The organism is Caulobacter henricii (assembly GCF_001414055.1).
GTDB classification, from domain to species: Bacteria; Pseudomonadota; Alphaproteobacteria; order Caulobacterales; family Caulobacteraceae; genus Caulobacter; species Caulobacter henricii.
This window is the reverse complement of the sequence record NZ_CP013002.1, coordinates 1,284,042-1,301,467: the sequence shown is the minus strand read 5'-3', so window position 1 is coordinate 1,301,467 and position 17,426 is coordinate 1,284,042. Positions and strand designations below refer to the sequence as shown.

Genomic DNA, 17,426 nt, shown 5'->3' with positions numbered 1-17,426 from the left:
GAGCCCTGACTGGCCTTGGCCTATTTCATCGTCGGGATGACGAAGGTCGAATCCTCGACCTCGCCTTCGGGCCAGCGGGCCGTGATGGTCTTGACCTTGGTATAGAACTTCACGCCCTCGACACCGTGCTGGTTGGTGTCGCCGAAGGCCGAACGCTTCCAGCCACCGAAGGTGTGATAGGCCACCGGCACCGGGATCGGCACATTGATGCCCACCATGCCGACATTGACCCGGCTGGCAAATTCGCGGGCCGCGCGGCCGTTGCGGGTAAAGATGGCGACGCCGTTGCCGTACTGGTGCTCGGACGGCAGGCCCAGCGCCTCCTCGAAGCTCTCGGCCCGGACGATCTGCAGAACGGGACCAAAGATCTCTTCCTGGTAGGTCTTCATGCCCTTCTTGACGCCATCAAACAGCGACGGACCAATGAAGAAGCCCTTCTCGAAGCCCTGCAGCGAGAAGTCCCGACCATCGACCACCAGTTCCGCGCCCTCGTCGACGCCGATCTGGATGTAGTCGGCAATCTTGGCGCGATGCTGGCTGGAGACCACGGGGCCATAATGGGCCGCCGGGTCACTGGAGACGCCGACCTGCAGGGTCTGGATTTCGGCGACCATGCGCTCGCGCAGTTCGTCAGCCGTCGCCTTGCCCACCGGCACGACAACCGGCAGGGCCATGCAGCGCTCGCCGGCCGAGCCGAAGGCGGCCCCTGAGAGGTCCTTGACCACCTGGTCGAGGTCGGCGTCGGGCAGGACGATGCCGTGGTTCTTGGCGCCGCCCATGGCCTGGACGCGTTTACCGTGGGCCGTGCCGGTCTGATAGACATAGTGGGCGATATCGGACGAGCCGACAAAGCTGACGGCACGGATAAGCGGATGGGTCAGGATGGCGTCGACCACGCTCTTGTCGCCATGCACCACGTTCAGCACGCCCTCGGGCGCGCCGGCTTCCATCATCAGCTCGGCCAGCTTGACCGGCACGGTCGGATCCTTCTCCGACGGCTTGAGGATGAACGTGTTGCCCACGGCGATGCTGATGCCGAACATCCACATCGGGATCATGGCCGGGAAGTTGAACGGGGTGATACCCGCGCAAACGCCCAAGGGCTGGCGCATCGAATAGACGTCGATGCCCGGTCCGGCCCCTTCGGTATATTCGCCCTTCAGGATGTGGGGGATGCCGCAGGCGAACTCGATCACTTCCAGGCCACGCTGGATATCGCCCTTGGAGTCGGCAATGACCTTGCCGTGCTCGGAGGAGAGGATCTCAGCCAGGCTGTTCATGTCGCGCTCGATCAGGCGCTTGAACTCGAACATGACCCGCGCGCGACGCTGGGGATTGGTCATGGCCCAGCCGATCTGGGCCCGGGCAGCGGCCTGAACCGCAGCATCGAGCTCGGCATCGGTCGCCAGCTGCACCCGCGCCTGAACTTCACCGGTATTGGGATTGAACACATCGCCGAAGCGCCCGGAGGCACCCACGAAGGTCTGACCGTTCACGAAATGGGCGATGTCTCGCATGAAGCGCTCCCTGGATCTTATTTTGCGCGTCGATAGCATCCCGAGATCACGCCGTATCGCGCGAAATCCTGCCAGACTATTCCGCGTCGACGTGAACCCGCCGGAACCGGCCCTGCAGATAGACCAGCGGTTCGTGATCGGGATCATAGCGCAGCTTCACGACCCGTCCGACATAGACGCGGTGATCGCCGGCATCGAAGACGTGATGGGTCTCGCATTCGAAATTGGCCATGCAATCCGGCAGGATCGGGGCCCCGGTACGCCAGACCTCGGTCTCCAGCCCTGCGAACCGGTCGACTCCCTTGCGCACGAACTGGTTGGCGACGTCCTGCTGCTCGGCTGGCAGAACATTGACGGCAAAGACCCCCGCCTGGTCCAGGGCCGCGAGGCTGCTGGATTTCAGGTCGACACAGATCAGCGCCAGGGGCGGATCCAGCGAAACCGAGGTGAAGGAATTGGCCGTCAGCCCAATCCGGCGGCCATCGGCCTCCACGGTCGTGACCACCGTCACGCCGGTGGTGAAGCACCCGAAGGCATTCCGCAGGGCGCGGGCATCGTGTTCCGCCCCCTCGCCCAGTTCAATCGTGACTGCCTGACTCATCGACGTGTTCTGCGATGAAGCGTCGGCGGGAGCAAGCGCTAGGCGGACATTCCCTCGACGAGAACGCCGGGCTGTCCGGCATCCAGGCCAAAAGTGACCGGCAGATGACGCACATGCGGTGTCTGCAGCTTCAGGGCCTTGGCACCCCGGGCGACAGCCAGCTTGGTGAGCGCCGCAGGACCAAAGCCGTTCTGAATCCGCGGCCTGGCCCCGATGCGGCGGCGCAGAACGCCATTGGCATAGATGACATTGGCCCGCATCAGGGCGGCCGGCGTCATGAATTCGATCGACAGGGACACGTTCAGCATCGGTCCGTTCTCGATGCGGTGCGGTGCGTTCTGCCGCCAGGTGACCATCTTGCCCGGCGTCAGGTCATAGGCCGTAGCCCCCTTGTCCCAATCAGGATCAAAGGCGAACTGCTCGGCAGTTTCCTTCAGCACGATCTTCTCGAGATCCAGCTCGCCGACATAGGGGTCTGCGACAGGATAGACCCAGACCTTCTTCTGCCCGCGCAGCTGCCACAGCGACACCAGCGGCACGTCCAGATGGTAGAACACCTGGGCATTGGCCGAGCTGATCAGCATGCCGAGGTCACGCTTGAAGGTTCGCAGGCCGGGAACCTTGGCTTGCTTTTCGGCGAAGATCTCGTCGCCCAGGGCCGCGTATTCCGGCAGGTAGTCATTGGTGTGGCGCAGGTTCAGCCAGATGCGGCCAGTCTGTGCCGCTTCCAGCAACTGCTCGCCGGTCAGATTGCCGGCCGATCCCTTGCGCCAGGTCGTCCAGGCCTTGGGATCCTCACCCATGGTGAAAACCCCCAGTTGCTCGCGGGGATACTGGTCCAGCAGTCGCGCCAGGCCCTCGTCGTCGAACATGGGACGCTCATGCAGGCCATGGTCGAAGACCAGGTTCTCCTGGCCGAAGACCCCGGCCTTGTCCGGCGTCCAGTCGCGGATGATCGTCATGCCGTCCGTCCATAGAATTGGATCTTGAAGGGGCCCCACCACAGGGTCTTGCCGAGGCCACGCGCGGCCTTGTCCAGCCAATCGGCGCGGTCGCGGGCGCGGGTAAGCCACTTCAGCCCGGCCACAGCCCCGAACACAGCGGCCTGGGCCAGGCCAATGGCCATCCAGCGGGCCACGCCGACCCTGTCAGGCGGGCTGGCGGCGGCGCAGTGGGCCGAGGGGCCCTGGCCATAGGCAAAGGCGCGGGCGATCGTGTAGTCCAGGGTCAGGCGGTCCGGCACCGGATCTTCCCAGACCCAGGCGGCGGGTTCCCAGGCGAAGACCGCGCCGGCGGCCTGCATCTGGCCAAACAACATGTCATCCTCGCCGCCGATCTGATTGCGCTCGGCGGCAAAGGGCGACACCGGATCCGGCAGGGCCGAGCGGCGCAGCAGACTGTCACCGCAGCCGTAATAGTGATCGATGACGCCCGCCTCGACCGGGCCAAGCCGCGAGAAGAACCGTTCCAGATAGTCGCGATGGGCGGCCACACTGTCAGGGGCCCGGGCTCTAACCGGTCCGAACACCACATCGGCGCTGTAACGGACTTGTGCCGTCAGCAAGGCGGCCAGCCAGCCCTCCGGGGCCTCTTCGTCATCATCCAGAAAGGCAATGAAGTCGCCCGTCGCCCTGGCCATGCCGGCATTGCGGGCATTGGCCACCCCGGCGCGGGGCTCGTGCACATAGTGCAGCGGACAGGCCGCGCCTTCGGCCAAGGCCTCGATCGTGGCCTGAGCCGAAGGGGCCTGGTCGTTGTCGACGACGATGATCTCCAGCGCAGCGAAATCCACCGCCTGCTGGGCCAGAACCGAGCGCACGGCCACGGCAAGACCGCCGAGCCGTCTCTGGGTCGGGATCATCACCGTCACCTGCACGGTCAGCCGCCCTCGGACGCGCCGACGCGACGGCGCGATTGTCCGGCGACCGCATCGACCAGGCCCCGCATGCGGCCGGCGACGGTCAGTTCGACACTGGCAATAGTGTCCACCCGGCGACGCAGCCGGGCGACCACGCCTGATCCGCGCCCACCGGCCAGGGTCCAGGCCCCTTCGACGGAACTGGCCACCAGCCCCCCCATGCCGGGTGCGGTGACGGAACCATTGAGGGCCACCGTCTGGGTCAGGGCATAGGCCCGCTTGTAGTGGTCATGGCCCGGAGCAAGATCATAATGGGTTAGGCCGAGGGCCGGCATGGCCGCGATCGCTCTCAGGAAGAACAGCTGCCCCGGCGACCAGGCCCCATAGTCCGGATGGGTCGAGGCGATCCAGGGATGGTAGACGCCCCCCAGCCGCACCCCGAAATGCCCCGCGACCAGATCGTCACCGGCATAGAGCCCGATCATCAGGCCCTGGAAGTCGCCGTCCTGACGCTCAAACAGGTCGCTGAGCAGGCCGCTGGTCCAGGCCGGGCGGAGGAAATCATGCAGGCCCGTGCGCTGCAGCTGTTCCCGCTTCCAGGTAATCAGCTGGTCAAAGGAGTCCCGCGACCGGTCGGGCGCAACCAGACGAACCTCGCCCTTCTCGCGCTCAAGCTTGTGGTCCAGTCGGCGATAATTCTTGATCTTCTTCGGGCTGGCCGACCGCACGGCCTCCAGATAGTCGTCAACAGGGCCTTCAGGCGCGATCACGAACGCCGCCTGGGATTCGCCAAGCCCGCCGAACAGGCCGTAGGGATCGACCAGGCCGGTGAACCGGAACACGCCCAGATCGGCGGCACGCAGGACGTCTTCCGCGGTAAATCCCGGGGTGCGATGGGTGATGATGCCGTGATAGTCCGACAGCGGCGACCCGATCGCGCGCGCCATCCGGCCCGGGCGGCGATGATACGCCAGAAAGCCGACCGTGGCCTCACCCTGGCGGATGACCGCGACCCGCGCGTCTTCCCGCACGCGACCGACGGCCTGGGCGAAATCCGGCCCGAGCAGTGGGTTGGCGAAGGCCGGTTCGGCGGCAGCCATACTGCGCCACAAGACGGTGTCCGCGGGCGTCAAATGGCTGGGATGCAGGTTCAGGACGTTGAGCATGTTCCACCTGTCCTAAACCGAAGCGGTTAGGGAATGATGGAGAACAGGCTGCAACCGTTGCGCCAGTTTACCCGAAGGTGGACTTGAGGATCCGCTCCAGGCCCTGTTGATCAACAGCATCAAAGGCTGCGGGCCTGTCGGAGTCGACATCCAGAACGGCGATCAATTGCCCGGCCCGGTCAAAGACCGGCAGGACGATCTCGCTCTGGGACCGGCTATCGCAGGCGATATGGCCCGGGAAGGCATGGACATCGGCGACCAGCTGGGTCTGTCCGCTCTGGGCCGCCGCGCCGCAGACGCCGCGGCCGAAAGCGATCCGCAGGCAGCCCAGTGTCCCCTGATAGGGGCCGACGACCAGCTCCCGCTCGCGGGTCGGATCGACCACATAGAAGCCGGTCCAGAAATAGTGATCGAAGCTGTTGGCCAGCATCGAGGTCACCGTCGCCATGCGGGCGGTGACATTGGGTTCGCCGTCGAGCACCGAGGCAATCTCGTCTGCCAGTTCGGCGTAACGAACAGCCTTGTCGGCAGCGAGGGTCTTGTCGTTGAAAGCTTCAGCCATGGCGGGGATATAGCGCCTTCGCGGGCGATTGCGAGGGGCGTGGCGGACACGGGCTCGCTCCCAGGTCCTCCCCCTGAAGGGGAGGCAGCCGCCAGGCCGGTGGGGGAAGACTGTCTCGACTAGGGCGACAGGCCTCACCCAGCGCTCACGATCCATGGTCGCGCTGTCCGTCATAGCGCACGACCAATTCGACGATGGCGAGCACCGCGCCGTGGCCTAGCAGAGCGACGGTCACCCACATCAGGGGCCACTTCATGACGAAGGCACCGAGCCCAACGCTGATGGTGATGAAGACGGCGGCAACGACGACGTAGCAGGCTCCGTGAATCCAGAAGGACAGACGCAGGTCCCGGACAACCTTCTTCTGACGGCTCTGGACGATCTGCGCAGCCTCGATCTCTGGATCAACGCACAGGGCGACAACATCGACGTTGAAGGCGTTCGCCAGCGCCTTGAGCGTTTCGTCCGAGGCCTTCTGTCCGTTCTCGATCCGCTGCAGCGTCCGCAGGCCTACGCCGGCCAATTGGGCGAGGTGCTCCTGGGACCAGTGACGCTCCTCACGCCAGCGCTTGATCTTTGCCGTATCCGTCTTGAAGAACATTCTTGGCTCCCACGCCCTGGCTATCAGAGGTCTGAGGGAAACCCCAAGGACGACCCCAGCGCCACGCCAGGCTTGCGCCACCGGCCCGCCAGTTGCCCGCCACATCCCTGACAAGGGTCTCTTCCAGAAACAAGGGAGGCGGTTGCAGGCCTGAAGCGGCTCGTCGTGATGACCCACGACGGGGTGACCATCTTGCCCCGGGCGACCGCTATCCATCGAGGCGAGGTGAAATCACTGGCCTGAAATAGTTTCCGTCAGCCCGCGTTCAGCCTCCAGCGCCGCCTGCCCTCATGAGGCCATCAGGGCGGAAAGGACCCTAGAACTCTTCCCATTCGCCCGGCCGCGTTGACGGTTCGACCTTCAGGGCGTTGCCCCCCTGTACATAGCGCTGGCGGAAGCTTTCGCGGGACGGGGCGGCAGTCGGGCGCGGGGCCGCAACCGGGGACCGCATTTCACGAACCTCGGCCCCCACCTTGAAGCGGCCGACAAGCCGCTCCAGCTCGGCAGCCTCGCTGGCCAGGGCATGGCTGGCGGCCGTCGATTGCTCGACCATGGCCGCATTCTGCTGGGTAACCTGGTCCATCTGATTGACCGCCTGATTGACCTCGGCCAGGCCCACGGCCTGTTCCTTGGACGAGGCAGCAATCTCGCCGACCAGATCGTTGATCTCCGCGACCTGAACCAGGATCTGTTCAAGGGTCTCACCGGTCTCGCCGACCAGACGCACACCCTTGCCCACCTGCTCGGTCGAAGCGCCGATCAGGGACTTGATCTCCTTGGCGGCGTCAGCGGAGCGCTGGGCCAGGGCCCGCACTTCCTGAGCGACGACCGCGAAGCCGCGACCGGCTTCGCCGGCCCGCGCCGCTTCGACCCCGGCATTCAGGGCCAGCAGATTGGTCTGGAAGGCGATCTCGTCGATCACGCCGATGATATTGGTAATTTCGCGCGAGGACTTCTCGATGCCGCCCATGGCCTGGACGGCTTCCTTGACCACCGCGCCACTGCGTTCGGCATTGGCCTTGGCGCTCTGGGTCACCTGGCGGGCCCGCTCAGCCCCTTCGGAGCTGCGCTTGACGGTGGAGGTGATCTGGTCGAGCGCGGCGGCGGTCTGCTCCAAGCCTGCCGCACCGCGTTCGGTCCGCTGGGCCAAATCATCCGAGGCCTTGCTGATCTCGGCGCAACCAGCGCGGATGCTGCGAGCCGCGTTGAGGATGCCGGCCATGGTAGCCTGCAGACTTTCCACGGCTGCATTGAAGTCATTCGGCATCTTGCGGGCATCAGCGGCGAAGCTGTCCTCGCGCATCCGCCAGATCAGATCCCCGTCGGCCAGCCTTTCCATGCCCTCCCCGAGGGCCGAAACGGCCGTAGCCTGGGAGCGGGCAAAGGCCTGGGCTTCGGCTTCATGGCGCAGACGCGCAGCCTCGGCCACGGCCCGCTCGGATTCCTGCTCGGCGCGGCGCCGCTGACCGTCGGCCAGGTCGTGCCGGAAGCCTTCCAGAGCGCGCGCGATGGCACCGATCTCGTCCCCGCCGGCGACACCGGCCACCGGCTGGTCGTAACGGCCCGCGCTCAGGCTGTCGACCGAACGGGTCAGGCCGGCCAGGGGTGCGCGAACCAGGGTCGTGCTGGCGAAGAACAGCGCGGCCAGGACAGCGACGGTGATCAGACCCCCGCCGATAAACAGGATGTGGGCCAGGGTGTCGGCCGGTCCGGTGATGGCGGCGACGGGCACATCCATGATCAGGGCCCAGGTGGTGTTGAGGGCCGGCATGGCGATCGGGCGGACAATACGGATCATCGGCACATCGCCGGCCTTGATCCCCTTGATTTCCAGCGCCTTGCCGCCGGCCAGGACGCCGCGCACGGCCTCTGCACCTTCGTCGCCATAGGCCTTCATGCGCAGGCCGGCATCGGGGTGGGCCACCCACTGGCCGCCGGCCGAGACCAGCATGACCCGGCCACCCTTGAGCGGCTTCAGGGCTCCAAGGGCCGCCGAGAGATTGTCCAGCGACATATCCAGACCGGCGACGCCGATCAGCTTGCCGCCCGATGTGACAGGAAGCGCGATCGAAGACATGGCGACCTCAGCGCCTGCCACGGTATCAAAATAGGGCTCAGTGAGGTTCGGCTTTCCGGAACTGACGGTGTCCTTGTAGTAGGCTTCAGCAAAGTCCGACCCGTCCGCCTGAAGTTCCAGAGCCGGCGCGCCGTTCTGATTGACCCAGTAGACCGAGAAGCGGCCGTCCTTGTTGGACGCCATGGCCTGGTTGCCGATGAAATCGGCGTCCCGCCCATCCAGAGCGTTCGGCTCGGCCATAAACCAGGCCCCCATGACGCTTTTGGTGGCCAGGGCATTCGGCTTGACGAGTGCCGTGAACTTGTCGCGCTCGACCAGTCCCGCCTCATGGGCCGAGGCGATCGAGCCGCGCATGGCCCCGGCCGCAGCGGCGGCGGAGTTGATGTCGTTGCGGACCTGCTCGATGGCCTCGTCGGCCACCGCGCCGGCGTACTGGTTGGTCAGGTTCGAGACGATGCTGCTGGTATGGGAGGTGACCGCCACAGCGGCTGCGATCAGCAGCAATCCGATAGCGAGGCCTGCGACCAGGATGAGCTTCCAGGCGATCGTCAGACGGCGAAACGCGGACATACTCGAACCTCCGGACGCAAGAGGCGTCGACTAGTCATCGCTAACGAATCCTAATCCGGCGTTAACCCGCGAGAGGTGCGACACCTTGAGCCCCTCAAATCGGGGCCTCAGGGCCTGGGTAGGGCAAAGCGCGCCTTTACGGGCTGGTAGCTGTCCCAAACCACACCGTCGGCGACCGAGCGCAGGAGCTTGATGTATTCGGCATGCGACCAGGCCAGGGGTGTGGCCGAGTCCGTCCCCTCACCGCGCACATAGCCACGGGCCGGCGCGGTCCCGACGCCGTCCCAAACCTGTTCGGGGATCAATAGGCCGTCATTGGCGAATAGCTCCATCGCTTTCACATAGGTCTGGCGCACGGGCTCGAGGGCCCCCGGCGCGGGCTTTCCGCGCAAGGTTATGCGGGCGATCTCGTAGTGGCCGCGCTCGCCGGTGAAGATCGGCCAGACCCGGCCACGCTGCCCCGGGCGCATTTGGTCGCCGGCCCCGTAATTGGCCCCCGTGGCCGTGTCTTCGCCATAGCCGTCGACGCCATAGCGCCGCCAGCCCGGGAAAGTGCCTTCCACGCCGGGAAAGCTGAAGCTGTAGCGCACCCGGTAGAGGTCCTGCAGGGCCTCGTCATCCAGTTCGGGCAGGCTGGCCAGCACGGCCGGATCGTCCGCCTGCCGGACGCCATACCGCACCAGCTCCAGGAAGCCGGCGTCCAGCATCTTGTCCTCCGCCACGGCCTCCTGGCCATTGCGCACCTCGACCGGGCTCTTGTTGTCCGGATCCTGATCGCTGTTGAGCCGCAGGAAATAGTGGCCGTCGCCGAGCGAGCCCTTGCGCGTGACCATCAGACTCTCGACCTTGGCCGAATAGGCGTCGGCCGTGGCGCGGTAGCGCACGGCCGAGGCTGCGTCACCGGAGGCTTCGGCGATGTCGCCCGCCACAACCAGGCCAGCGATCACGGCTGCCGTGGTCGAGGGAGAATGGCCGGCCTGTTCCTCCCAGCGCTCCTGCTGGGTGAAGGGAGGGATAATGGTCGCGGTGTTCCAGCCGAGGCCGACCTTGCCGCCATCGACCAGGAAGTCTGCCGCCGGCTTGATCATGCTGGCATAATAGGCCTTCAGCTCAGCCTCGGGCAGCCAGCCCTGCTTCCACAGTTTCCAGCCCAGCATGATCGGCATGGCGGTCTGGTCCAGTTGGACCCCGACCCATTCGGGTGTGCCATCCACTTCAGACTTCTGTGCGAACCAGCCACCCGCACCAGTATTGCCCTTGGTCTTGGGACCGACCTGGACCGTGGGCAGGTAGTGGAAAGCCGCCAGGGGCGTCTGGATATCGCCCAGCGCTGCCAGGGCCATGGCGCACTGGTAGAAGTCGCGTGGCCAGACGGCCTTGTAGCCGGTCGAGGGCTTGCTGGCGTCGACCGTGTCCCCCCAGGGGTTGGACAGCGAGGCGATCAGGGCCCCGGCATAGGTGCGGTCCTCCTGCACCTTCAGCATCAGGGCGCTGGCCTGGACCAGCGTGCCGCCGTCCATCGCCGCTTCGCGCAGGCGCGGCAGTTCGGTCAGCGAGGCCAGATAGTCCTCCCAGCCGACCGCAGAGCCCTGGCCATTGTAACGGGCCAGGACCTTGTCATAGCCGGTCTTCAGCGAGCCCTCCGCCGAGGCGGCGCTGGCGGCGGCCGTCGGTCCAAAGCCGATCGCATAGTCGACCGTGATCGCCTTGTCGGTGGCGGGTAGCTGGCCGGTCAGAAGGATCGCCCCGCGTGCGGCTCCGGTGTCGGCGTAGAGTTTGTCCAGCTTTCCGTCGGCCTTCAGGTCGGTCAGACCATCCGAGGACCCGATGAAGCCCGCACTGGCGGCGGCGAAGGGCTTGGAGCCCTTAAGGGTCAGGAAGGTCGAACCTTCATTGGCGGTCAGGGCCGCCTTGGTTGCCGCACCGGCGTCACTGGCCCCGGTATTGGCAATATGGGGTTCAAGCAGCAGATAGGGCGTGACCGACCCCTTCAGGGCCCGCACCGTGACCCGCATGAACAGGCTCTGGCGGTCGCCGTCAGTGAAGATCCGCTTCTCGATGACAAAGCGGCCCTGCCGGTCAGTGGTGGTGATCTTGTAGGCCGGCGACAGCGGACGGCCGGCGGAGTCCACATGCAGGTATTCGGTCTTGGCGACCGTGTCCGGTCCCTCGATGGCGAGGCCCGTCGAGGTCTGGACGGCAAACCGCAGCTGCTTGATCTGGGCCTGATGGATCAGGCCGTACATGGTCTCGGTCAGGACGCCGTCGGCGATCGAGAACCAGACCTTGGACACCGTTCCCGTAGGGCCGCCGTCCTTGTAGGCCCCGTTGACATAGGCCTCGTAGGAGGCACCGACCCCGGTCTTGGCCGCATAGGCCCAGGTCGAGGGCGCGCCCGGCGCGCCGGGGCCCGACTGCGCCGCTGCGGCACCCGCCAGCATCGAAACCGCGGTCGTGGCGAGGGCGAGAATCTTTACGGAACGCATGCTGGGGATCTCACGAAACGATGGGACGGTGTGTGTCAGGGGGCCGCTGAAACGGCGGGGGCATTGAGCAGGAACTTGAGCGGAATGGAGAGGCGACGGTTCCAGGACGGCTCGTTGTGATCGGCACCCGGGAAGGCCAGGCTTTCGACATCCCGCCCGCGCCGATAGCCCCTGGCGGCAAAGATCGCATCCACCCGGGCCTGATAGGGCGCGTAGTTGGAATCGAGGTTCTGGTCGCCATAATCGAAATAGAACCGCGTCCCTGACGGCTTCGGCAGGGCCCGTTCAAGATAGGTGGTGAGTCCGCTCAGAACATCGGTTCGCCACTGGTCGCGGCTGACCCCGGGCCCTTCGCCACTGCCGAGCGGCCAATGGGTCGAGACGCAACCGACCGCGCCAAATATCTCGGGATAGGTCAGCCCGCCATAGAGCGAGATCAGACCGCCCATGCTGGAGCCCATCAGGCTGGTGTGCTCACGGCTAGGCCGCGTGCGATAGGTCCGGTCGATGAACGGCTTGAGCTCCTCGACGAGGAAGGCTAGGTAAGCGTCCGATTCCAGGGGAGCCCTGGCCTGGGCCTTCAGGACGGAGCGCGTCGGCTCTGGCACGGCATCCACCAGGGCGGCCGGGCCGTATTCGACATAGCGCTTCGGTGTGTTCCAGACCCCGACCACCAGGGTCCGGGGAGCCTCGCCGCGCGCCATCATCCCCGACAGGACTTCATCCACGCCCCATTCGCCGAAAGGGGCATGGGTGGTTTCGAACAGGTTCTGCCCATCGTGCATGTAGAGCACGCCGAAGGGCTCGGCCGAGGCGTCATAGCCCTCCGGCAGCCATACGGTCACGCGACGGGCATCAACATGCTTTGACGCGAAGGCGGGATACTCGACCAGCCGGCCGCTGGACAGCGCCCGGGCCTGGCTGGCTCCGGCCGTCAACAGCCCGCCTGCGGTCAAGGTCAGGAAGTGACGACGGTCCATCAGCCGGCCTTAGACCTGGCTTCGTCCGGATCCGTGACGGCGAACACGGCGACGGCGGCCGCGAGGAAAGCCGCCGCCCCGAGCACCAGGGCATAGATCGCCTGACCGTCGAAAAAGGTCTTCAGCAGCAGGCCCAGCACGGTGGCGGCCAGCAGCTGGGGGATGACGATGAAGAAATTGAAGATGCCCATGAAGACGCCCATCTTCCGGGCCGGCAGCGCCCCAGCCAGGATCGAATAGGGTGCCGACAGGATCGAGCTCCAGGCGAAGCCGACGCCGATCATGCCGATCCACAGCAGGCCCGGCTCGCGGATCACCAGGAACGACAGAAGGCCCAGCGCGCCCAGCACCAGGCAGACCGCATGGCTGACCCGGCGATTGGTGGCCTGAACCATGAACGGGATCAAAAGTGCGGCCAGGGCGGCCACGCCATTGTACACGGCGAACAGGATCCCGACCCAGTCGGCTCCCTCATTATAGGCCTTCGAGCTGGCGTCGGTCGCATGGAAGTGGAAGGCCGCCACGGCCGGCGTGGTGTAGATCCACATGGCGAACAGGCCAAACCACGAGAAGAACTGCACAAGGGCCAGCTGGCGCATGGTGGTCGGCATGGCCATGAAGTCGCCCATCACCTCGGAGAAACCGCCGCCCCGGCCCTTCAGCGCGCCGGCGGCGAGGCAAGCCAGACCGAAGCCTCCGAGCAGGCCGGCCAGAACATAGAGTTCCTTCTCCAGGCCGGTGGCAAAGACCCCGGCTGCCAGAGCGATGCCGGCCGCAAGACCCAACCCCCCGATCAGCCCGAAGGGCCCCGTTTCGGGCGTTGACGCCGCGCTGACCGCCGCCTCCCCCTTGGCCGCGACCTCGAAGGCCTCCAGCTGCTCGGGGCTGTATTCCCGGGTCGTGAAGACCGTCCAGAGCACCGACAGCAACAGGCCGGCCCCGCCGACATAGAAGGCGATCCGCACGGAGTCCGGAATCTCGCCGGCCGGCGCGGTATTGGCGACCTGGAACCAGTTGGTCAGCATCCAGGGCAGGGCCGAGGCGAGAACCGCGCCCAGACCGATGAAGAAGCTTTGCATGGCATAGCCCGTCGAGCGCTGCTCATCGGGCAGGTTGTCACCGACAAAGGCCCGGAACGGCTCCATGGTGATGTTGATCGAGGCATCCATGATCCAGAGGGCCGCGGCTGCGACCCACAGGGTGGGCGAATTGGGCATGACCACCAGGGCGGCCGTCGTCAGGATCGCGCCCCAGAAGAAGTAGGGCCGCCGGCGCCCCATCCTGCCCCAGGTCTTGTCGCTGAAATGGCCGATGATCGGCTGGACCAGGAGGCCCGTCGCCGGTGCGGCAATCCACAGGATCGCCAGATGGTTCACATCGACGCCGAGGGTCTGGAAGATCCGGCTGGTATTGGCGTTCTGCAGGCCAAAGCCGATCTGGATTCCGAAGAATCCAAAGCACATGTTCCAGATCTGGAAGAAACTCAGCTTGGCCTTGGTCATCCGCTTCCCCACCCGCCCACCGGTTCGTGCCGATGATGCGCAAGTTTTTTCATAAGTCGTCAGTCGGCATATTTGCGCACGGCGCCCTGCCCCGCGCAATCGAGAATTCCCATACTGCGAGGCTTTTCAAGCGCAATCGAGGTCGCAGTCAACGCCCCTTGTGGTTCAAGCCGGGGCTCCCCGCCTCCGGATCCAGACGCAAACTGCAAAAATTCTCATAAATTTGCATCGCATCGCCCGGACTTCCCGTCTCCAGTCGGGAAGTCCGGGGGGCACCCTACTGGCGCGGCTTGCCCTTGCTGGCCGCCATGAAGCGGATCGCCTGACCGCCTCCAGGTGCCAAACGCAGGGTCAGGACATCCGTTGCGGTCACCTCGCGCTCCTCGATGACGATATCCTGCGGCGCCGTCTTCCAGTCGGCCTTGTCGCCATCGCGATAGATCTGGGCCTTGTAGTGCCGACCGGGCTCCAGGAAGCCCAGAGATGCCGTCAGCACCCGCCCCTCCTCGTCGCTGATCGCGCCCAGGTACCAGTCGTCGCTCTTGCGATCCTTGCGGACGATGGTGACGAAATCACCGATCTCGCCGTTCAGGACCAGGGTCTCGGCCCAGTCGGTCGGCACGTCCTCGATGAACTTGAAGGGCTTGGGATTGGCCTCATAGTTCTCCAGCAGATCGGCGGCCATCTGGATGGGGCTGTAGATCGTGACATACAGCGCCAGTTGCTTGGCCCAGGTGGTGGCGACGCCGTCGGGGGACTTGGTCTTCATGCCGAAGATGCCGGGCGTATAGTCCATCGGGCCGGCCAGCATGCGGGTGAAGATCAGGTTAGTCTCGTGCTCGGGCGGATTGCCGGGCTGGCCCCAGGCGCTGAACTCCATGCCGCGCGCGCCTTCCCGCGAGATCCAGTTGGGATAGGTGCGGCGCAGGCCGGTGTCCTTGATCGGCTCATGGGCATTGATGGCGATCTGGCGTTCGGCGGCTTCGGTGACGACCTTCAGGTGGTGGCGCGCCATGTCCTGGCCCTCGTGCCAGGCGAAGTGAACCTTGCCGTCCAGGCCCATCACCTTGGCCTGGCCCGCATCGGCGACATAGCCGGTCTTCACGGCGGTCACGCCGAGCTTTTTGTAAAGGTCGAACCCGGCCTCCATCTGGCTTTCATAGTGGGCAGCGTTGGCCGAGGTTTCGTGGTGCCCGATCAACACGACGCCCTTGTCGCGCGCGTAGTCCGTGACCCGCTTGAGGTCGAAATCCGGATAGGGCTGGGTGAAGCTGAAATCCTGGCCATTGCCGAACCAGTCGCCGTCCCAGCCGACATTCCAGCCCTCGACCAGCACGCCACCGAGACCATGCCTGGCCGCGAAATCGATGTGCTTGAGGGCATTCTCCGTCGTGGCCCCGTGCTTGGGCCCCGAGGCCCAGGTCTTCTTGTCGAGGTGCATCTCCCACCAGACACCGACATATTTCATCGGCTTGACCCAGGAGACGTCACCCAGGGTATTGGGCTCATTCAGATTGAGGATCAGGTTGGAGGTCACCAGCCCTCCGGCCGTGTCAGCGATCTGCAGGGTCCGCCAGGGGGTCGGGAACGGCGCGGTGCGCTCGACCTTGGCCCCGCCCACGCCCGGCGTCAGGGCGGCCTTGAAGCGCCGCCCCTCGACCCGAGTCAGGTTCATGCCGGAATAGTCGACCAGCGCCGCTTCATGAAAGGCGATGTGGAGGCCATTGTCGGTTCGGACCGTCATCGGGGTCTGGGCGTCACCGACCTCCTCCGCCCGCGTGCGGTGATAGAGATATTCCTCACGGTTCCATTCATAGGCGGGGATCCACCAGACCGTCGCCGGCTCGGCCAGGCTGAACTCGGTCAGTTCCTCGCCGATCTTCACGGTCTTGAGATTGGTCTGATCGGGGAACTCGTAGCGGAAGCCGACACCATCATCATAGAGTCGGAACACCACGTCGAACCGGCGCTGCAGGCCGTTCTTCTCGGCCAGGGTCACGCGCAGTTCATTGTAGCGATTGCGCACGAAGCGCCGCTCACCCCACGGCTGCTCCCAGGTCTCGTCGAAGCGGCGGGTCGCCTCGCCGGCCAGGGTCAGGTTCCTCTCCAGCTTCGGCGCATCGACCAGAATGAAGCCCAGACGGGATGGCGCAATCACGGGCTTGCCGAGCCGGCTGATCGCATAGCTGGGGCGGCCATCGCCATCGGTGGTCAACTCGACCGACAGCACCTTGTCGGGCGACTCGAGCTTGGCGGATGGAGCCGCAACGGCGGGCGCAATGACGAGAAGCCAGGCCGCCAGGGCCAGTCGAAACAGCATCAGAACACTCCGTGACTCGGGGCCCGGCCCGGACTTGCCAAGCTGGGCTGGCGAGGCCTAAAGGGGCTTATGAAAACTTTTGCGGCAAATTTTGCAGGCGATGAGTCCCCCGCATGAGCAAGGGCGTCACCCGACTTGAAGACCTCGCCAAGATGGCTGGCGTCTCGATCTCGACCGCCTCGCGGGCCCTGAACGACAGTCCGGCCGTCAACAAGCGTACCAAGCAGGCGATCTGGAAGCTGGCGCGCGAGATGGACTACCCGTTCCGCCGCTACATGCCTGCGGGCCCGATCGGAGCCGAGGCGACGATCGCTATCGTGGTTCCCCGCCCCCAGGGTCGCGACAGCGGCATGTCCGACCCCTTCTTCCTGGAACTGCTGGCCGGTGTCGGCGAGGCGGCCAGCGAACGCGGTTGCGACGTCCTGCTCAGCCATATCGCGCCGGCCAATTTCGAGGACCTGTCGGTGGCCATGACCACCAGCCGAGCCGAGGGTGTGATCTTCCTGGGGCAAAGCTCGCTGCACGCGGCCTTCAACCGCCTCTCCGAGACCGAAGGACGCTTCGTGGTCTGGGGCGCTCAGCTTCCGGACCAGAACTACTGCTCGGTCGGCTCCGACAACCCGATGGGTGGACGCCGGGCGACGCTGCATCTGGCGCGTCTGGGCCGCAAGCGCATCGTCTTCCTCGGCGACACCGAAGCGCCCGAAGCCATGCAGCGCCATCGTGGCTATCTGGACGCCCTCGAGCACCAGAAGCTCAGCATCGATCCGGACCTGATCGTCCCGGCCCATTTCGAGGTCGAGTCCGCTGAGGCCGCGATCGACTCCCTGATCCATCGCGGCGTGCCGTTCGACGGCGTGGTCGCCGCATCGGACCTGATCGCCCTGGGGGCCATTCGCGCCCTGAAGCTCGCCGGCCTGTCGGTGCCCGGCGATGTTTCGGTGGTCGGCTTTGATAACGTGCCCTTCGCCCGCTACAGCAGCCCGGCCCTCAGCACCATTGCCCAGGACACTGCCAAGGCCGGCCGACTGATGGTCTCCAAGCTGCTCGACGCCAGTGGGGACAAGGCCAGTCGCTCCGAGCGGGTTCCCACTGATCTGATCATCCGCGAGAGCTGCGGGGGCTGACCCTGCAAGACCGTGGTTTTCTCCGCTCATCCCGCCGAAAGCTGGGACCCCGATCCAAC

General features: G+C 65.6%; 13 protein-coding genes. 1 reads left to right on the top strand and 12 read right to left on the bottom strand.

All coding sequences use genetic code 11. The annotated features are described in order from the left end of the window. Positions 1 to 20 precede the first annotated feature (20 nt). The 12 genes from AQ619_RS06085 to AQ619_RS06030 form a co-directional block, all read right to left on the bottom strand. On the bottom strand, positions 21 to 1,517 hold the full coding sequence (locus tag AQ619_RS06085) for a CoA-acylating methylmalonate-semialdehyde dehydrogenase (RefSeq protein ID WP_062145485.1): 1,497 nt from the start codon (positions 1,515 to 1,517) through the stop codon (positions 21 to 23). Positions 1,518 to 1,593: 76 nt separating this feature from the next. Beyond that, on the bottom strand, positions 1,594 to 2,118 hold the full coding sequence (locus AQ619_RS06080; protein WP_062145483.1) for a flavin reductase family protein: 525 nt from the start codon (positions 2,116 to 2,118) through the stop codon (positions 1,594 to 1,596). A gap of 38 nt (positions 2,119 to 2,156) precedes the next feature. After that, on the bottom strand, positions 2,157 to 3,080 hold the full coding sequence (locus tag AQ619_RS06075) for a hypothetical protein (RefSeq protein WP_062145481.1): 924 nt from the start codon (positions 3,078 to 3,080) through the stop codon (positions 2,157 to 2,159). Then, positions 3,077 to 3,979, bottom strand: coding sequence for a glycosyltransferase family 2 protein (locus AQ619_RS06070; RefSeq protein WP_166504151.1), 903 nt, complete (start codon positions 3,977 to 3,979; stop codon positions 3,077 to 3,079). Before AQ619_RS06070 ends, AQ619_RS06075 begins: the two co-directional genes overlap by 4 nt. Before the next feature lie 17 nt (positions 3,980 to 3,996). Next, positions 3,997 to 5,142 carry a GNAT family N-acetyltransferase gene (locus tag AQ619_RS06065; protein WP_062145477.1) on the bottom strand — a complete coding sequence of 382 codons (1,146 nt, stop codon included), beginning with the start codon at positions 5,140 to 5,142 and terminating at the stop codon, positions 3,997 to 3,999. A 67-nt stretch (positions 5,143 to 5,209) separates the two neighbouring features. After that, positions 5,210 to 5,704 (bottom strand): GAF domain-containing protein, encoded by a 495-nt coding sequence (locus AQ619_RS06060; protein ID WP_062145475.1) that lies wholly within the window; start codon positions 5,702 to 5,704, stop codon positions 5,210 to 5,212. Between the two features lie 145 nt (positions 5,705 to 5,849). Then, positions 5,850 to 6,305 (bottom strand): helix-turn-helix domain-containing protein, encoded by a 456-nt coding sequence (locus AQ619_RS06055; RefSeq protein WP_062145473.1) that lies wholly within the window; start codon positions 6,303 to 6,305, stop codon positions 5,850 to 5,852. Positions 6,306 to 6,621: 316 nt separating this feature from the next. After that, the gene (locus AQ619_RS06050) at positions 6,622 to 8,952 is read right to left on the bottom strand and encodes a methyl-accepting chemotaxis protein (protein WP_062145470.1); all 2,331 of its coding nucleotides are present in this window, start codon (positions 8,950 to 8,952) and stop codon (positions 6,622 to 6,624) included. Between the two features lie 107 nt (positions 8,953 to 9,059). After that, positions 9,060 to 11,438: a glucan 1,4-alpha-glucosidase gene (locus AQ619_RS06045; protein ID WP_062145468.1), complete on the bottom strand. Its 2,379-nt coding sequence runs from the start codon at positions 11,436 to 11,438 to the stop codon at positions 9,060 to 9,062. Between the two features lie 35 nt (positions 11,439 to 11,473). Continuing rightward, positions 11,474 to 12,418 carry an alpha/beta hydrolase gene (locus AQ619_RS06040; RefSeq protein ID WP_062145467.1) on the bottom strand — a complete coding sequence of 315 codons (945 nt, stop codon included), beginning with the start codon at positions 12,416 to 12,418 and terminating at the stop codon, positions 11,474 to 11,476. After that, positions 12,418 to 13,920 (bottom strand): MFS transporter, encoded by a 1,503-nt coding sequence (locus AQ619_RS06035; protein ID WP_166504150.1) that lies wholly within the window; start codon positions 13,918 to 13,920, stop codon positions 12,418 to 12,420. Before AQ619_RS06035 ends, AQ619_RS06040 begins: the two co-directional genes overlap by 1 nt. 277 nt (positions 13,921 to 14,197) lie before the next feature. Next, positions 14,198 to 16,240 carry a glycoside hydrolase family 97 protein gene (locus AQ619_RS06030; protein WP_062145462.1) on the bottom strand — a complete coding sequence of 681 codons (2,043 nt, stop codon included), beginning with the start codon at positions 16,238 to 16,240 and terminating at the stop codon, positions 14,198 to 14,200. Between the two features lie 113 nt (positions 16,241 to 16,353). Between AQ619_RS06030 and AQ619_RS06025 the strand changes: the two genes are divergently transcribed. Beyond that, the gene (locus AQ619_RS06025; protein ID WP_062145460.1) at positions 16,354 to 17,367 is read left to right on the top strand and encodes a LacI family DNA-binding transcriptional regulator; all 1,014 of its coding nucleotides are present in this window, start codon (positions 16,354 to 16,356) and stop codon (positions 17,365 to 17,367) included. Positions 17,368 to 17,426 lie beyond the last annotated feature (59 nt).

Coding starts and splice junctions, on each gene's coding strand:
- AQ619_RS06030 (WP_062145462.1), bottom strand. CDS start 16,240: ATGCTGTTTCGACTGGCCCTGGCGGCCTGGCTTCTCGTCATTGCGCCC.
- AQ619_RS06055 (WP_062145473.1), bottom strand. CDS start 6,305: ATGTTCTTCAAGACGGATACGGCAAAGATCAAGCGCTGGCGTGAGGAG.
- AQ619_RS06045 (WP_062145468.1), bottom strand. CDS start 11,438: ATGCGTTCCGTAAAGATTCTCGCCCTCGCCACGACCGCGGTTTCGATG.
- AQ619_RS06070 (WP_166504151.1), bottom strand. CDS start 3,979: ATGATCCCGACCCAGAGACGGCTCGGCGGTCTTGCCGTGGCCGTGCGC.
- AQ619_RS06075 (WP_062145481.1), bottom strand. CDS start 3,080: ATGACGATCATCCGCGACTGGACGCCGGACAAGGCCGGGGTCTTCGGC.
- AQ619_RS06085 (WP_062145485.1), bottom strand. CDS start 1,517: ATGCGAGACATCGCCCATTTCGTGAACGGTCAGACCTTCGTGGGTGCC.
- AQ619_RS06065 (WP_062145477.1), bottom strand. CDS start 5,142: ATGCTCAACGTCCTGAACCTGCATCCCAGCCATTTGACGCCCGCGGAC.
- AQ619_RS06040 (WP_062145467.1), bottom strand. CDS start 12,418: ATGGACCGTCGTCACTTCCTGACCTTGACCGCAGGCGGGCTGTTGACG.
- AQ619_RS06050 (WP_062145470.1), bottom strand. CDS start 8,952: ATGTCCGCGTTTCGCCGTCTGACGATCGCCTGGAAGCTCATCCTGGTC.
- AQ619_RS06080 (WP_062145483.1), bottom strand. CDS start 2,118: ATGAGTCAGGCAGTCACGATTGAACTGGGCGAGGGGGCGGAACACGAT.
- AQ619_RS06035 (WP_166504150.1), bottom strand. CDS start 13,920: ATGACCAAGGCCAAGCTGAGTTTCTTCCAGATCTGGAACATGTGCTTT.
- AQ619_RS06025 (WP_062145460.1), top strand. CDS start 16,354: ATGAGCAAGGGCGTCACCCGACTTGAAGACCTCGCCAAGATGGCTGGC.
- AQ619_RS06060 (WP_062145475.1), bottom strand. CDS start 5,704: ATGGCTGAAGCTTTCAACGACAAGACCCTCGCTGCCGACAAGGCTGTT.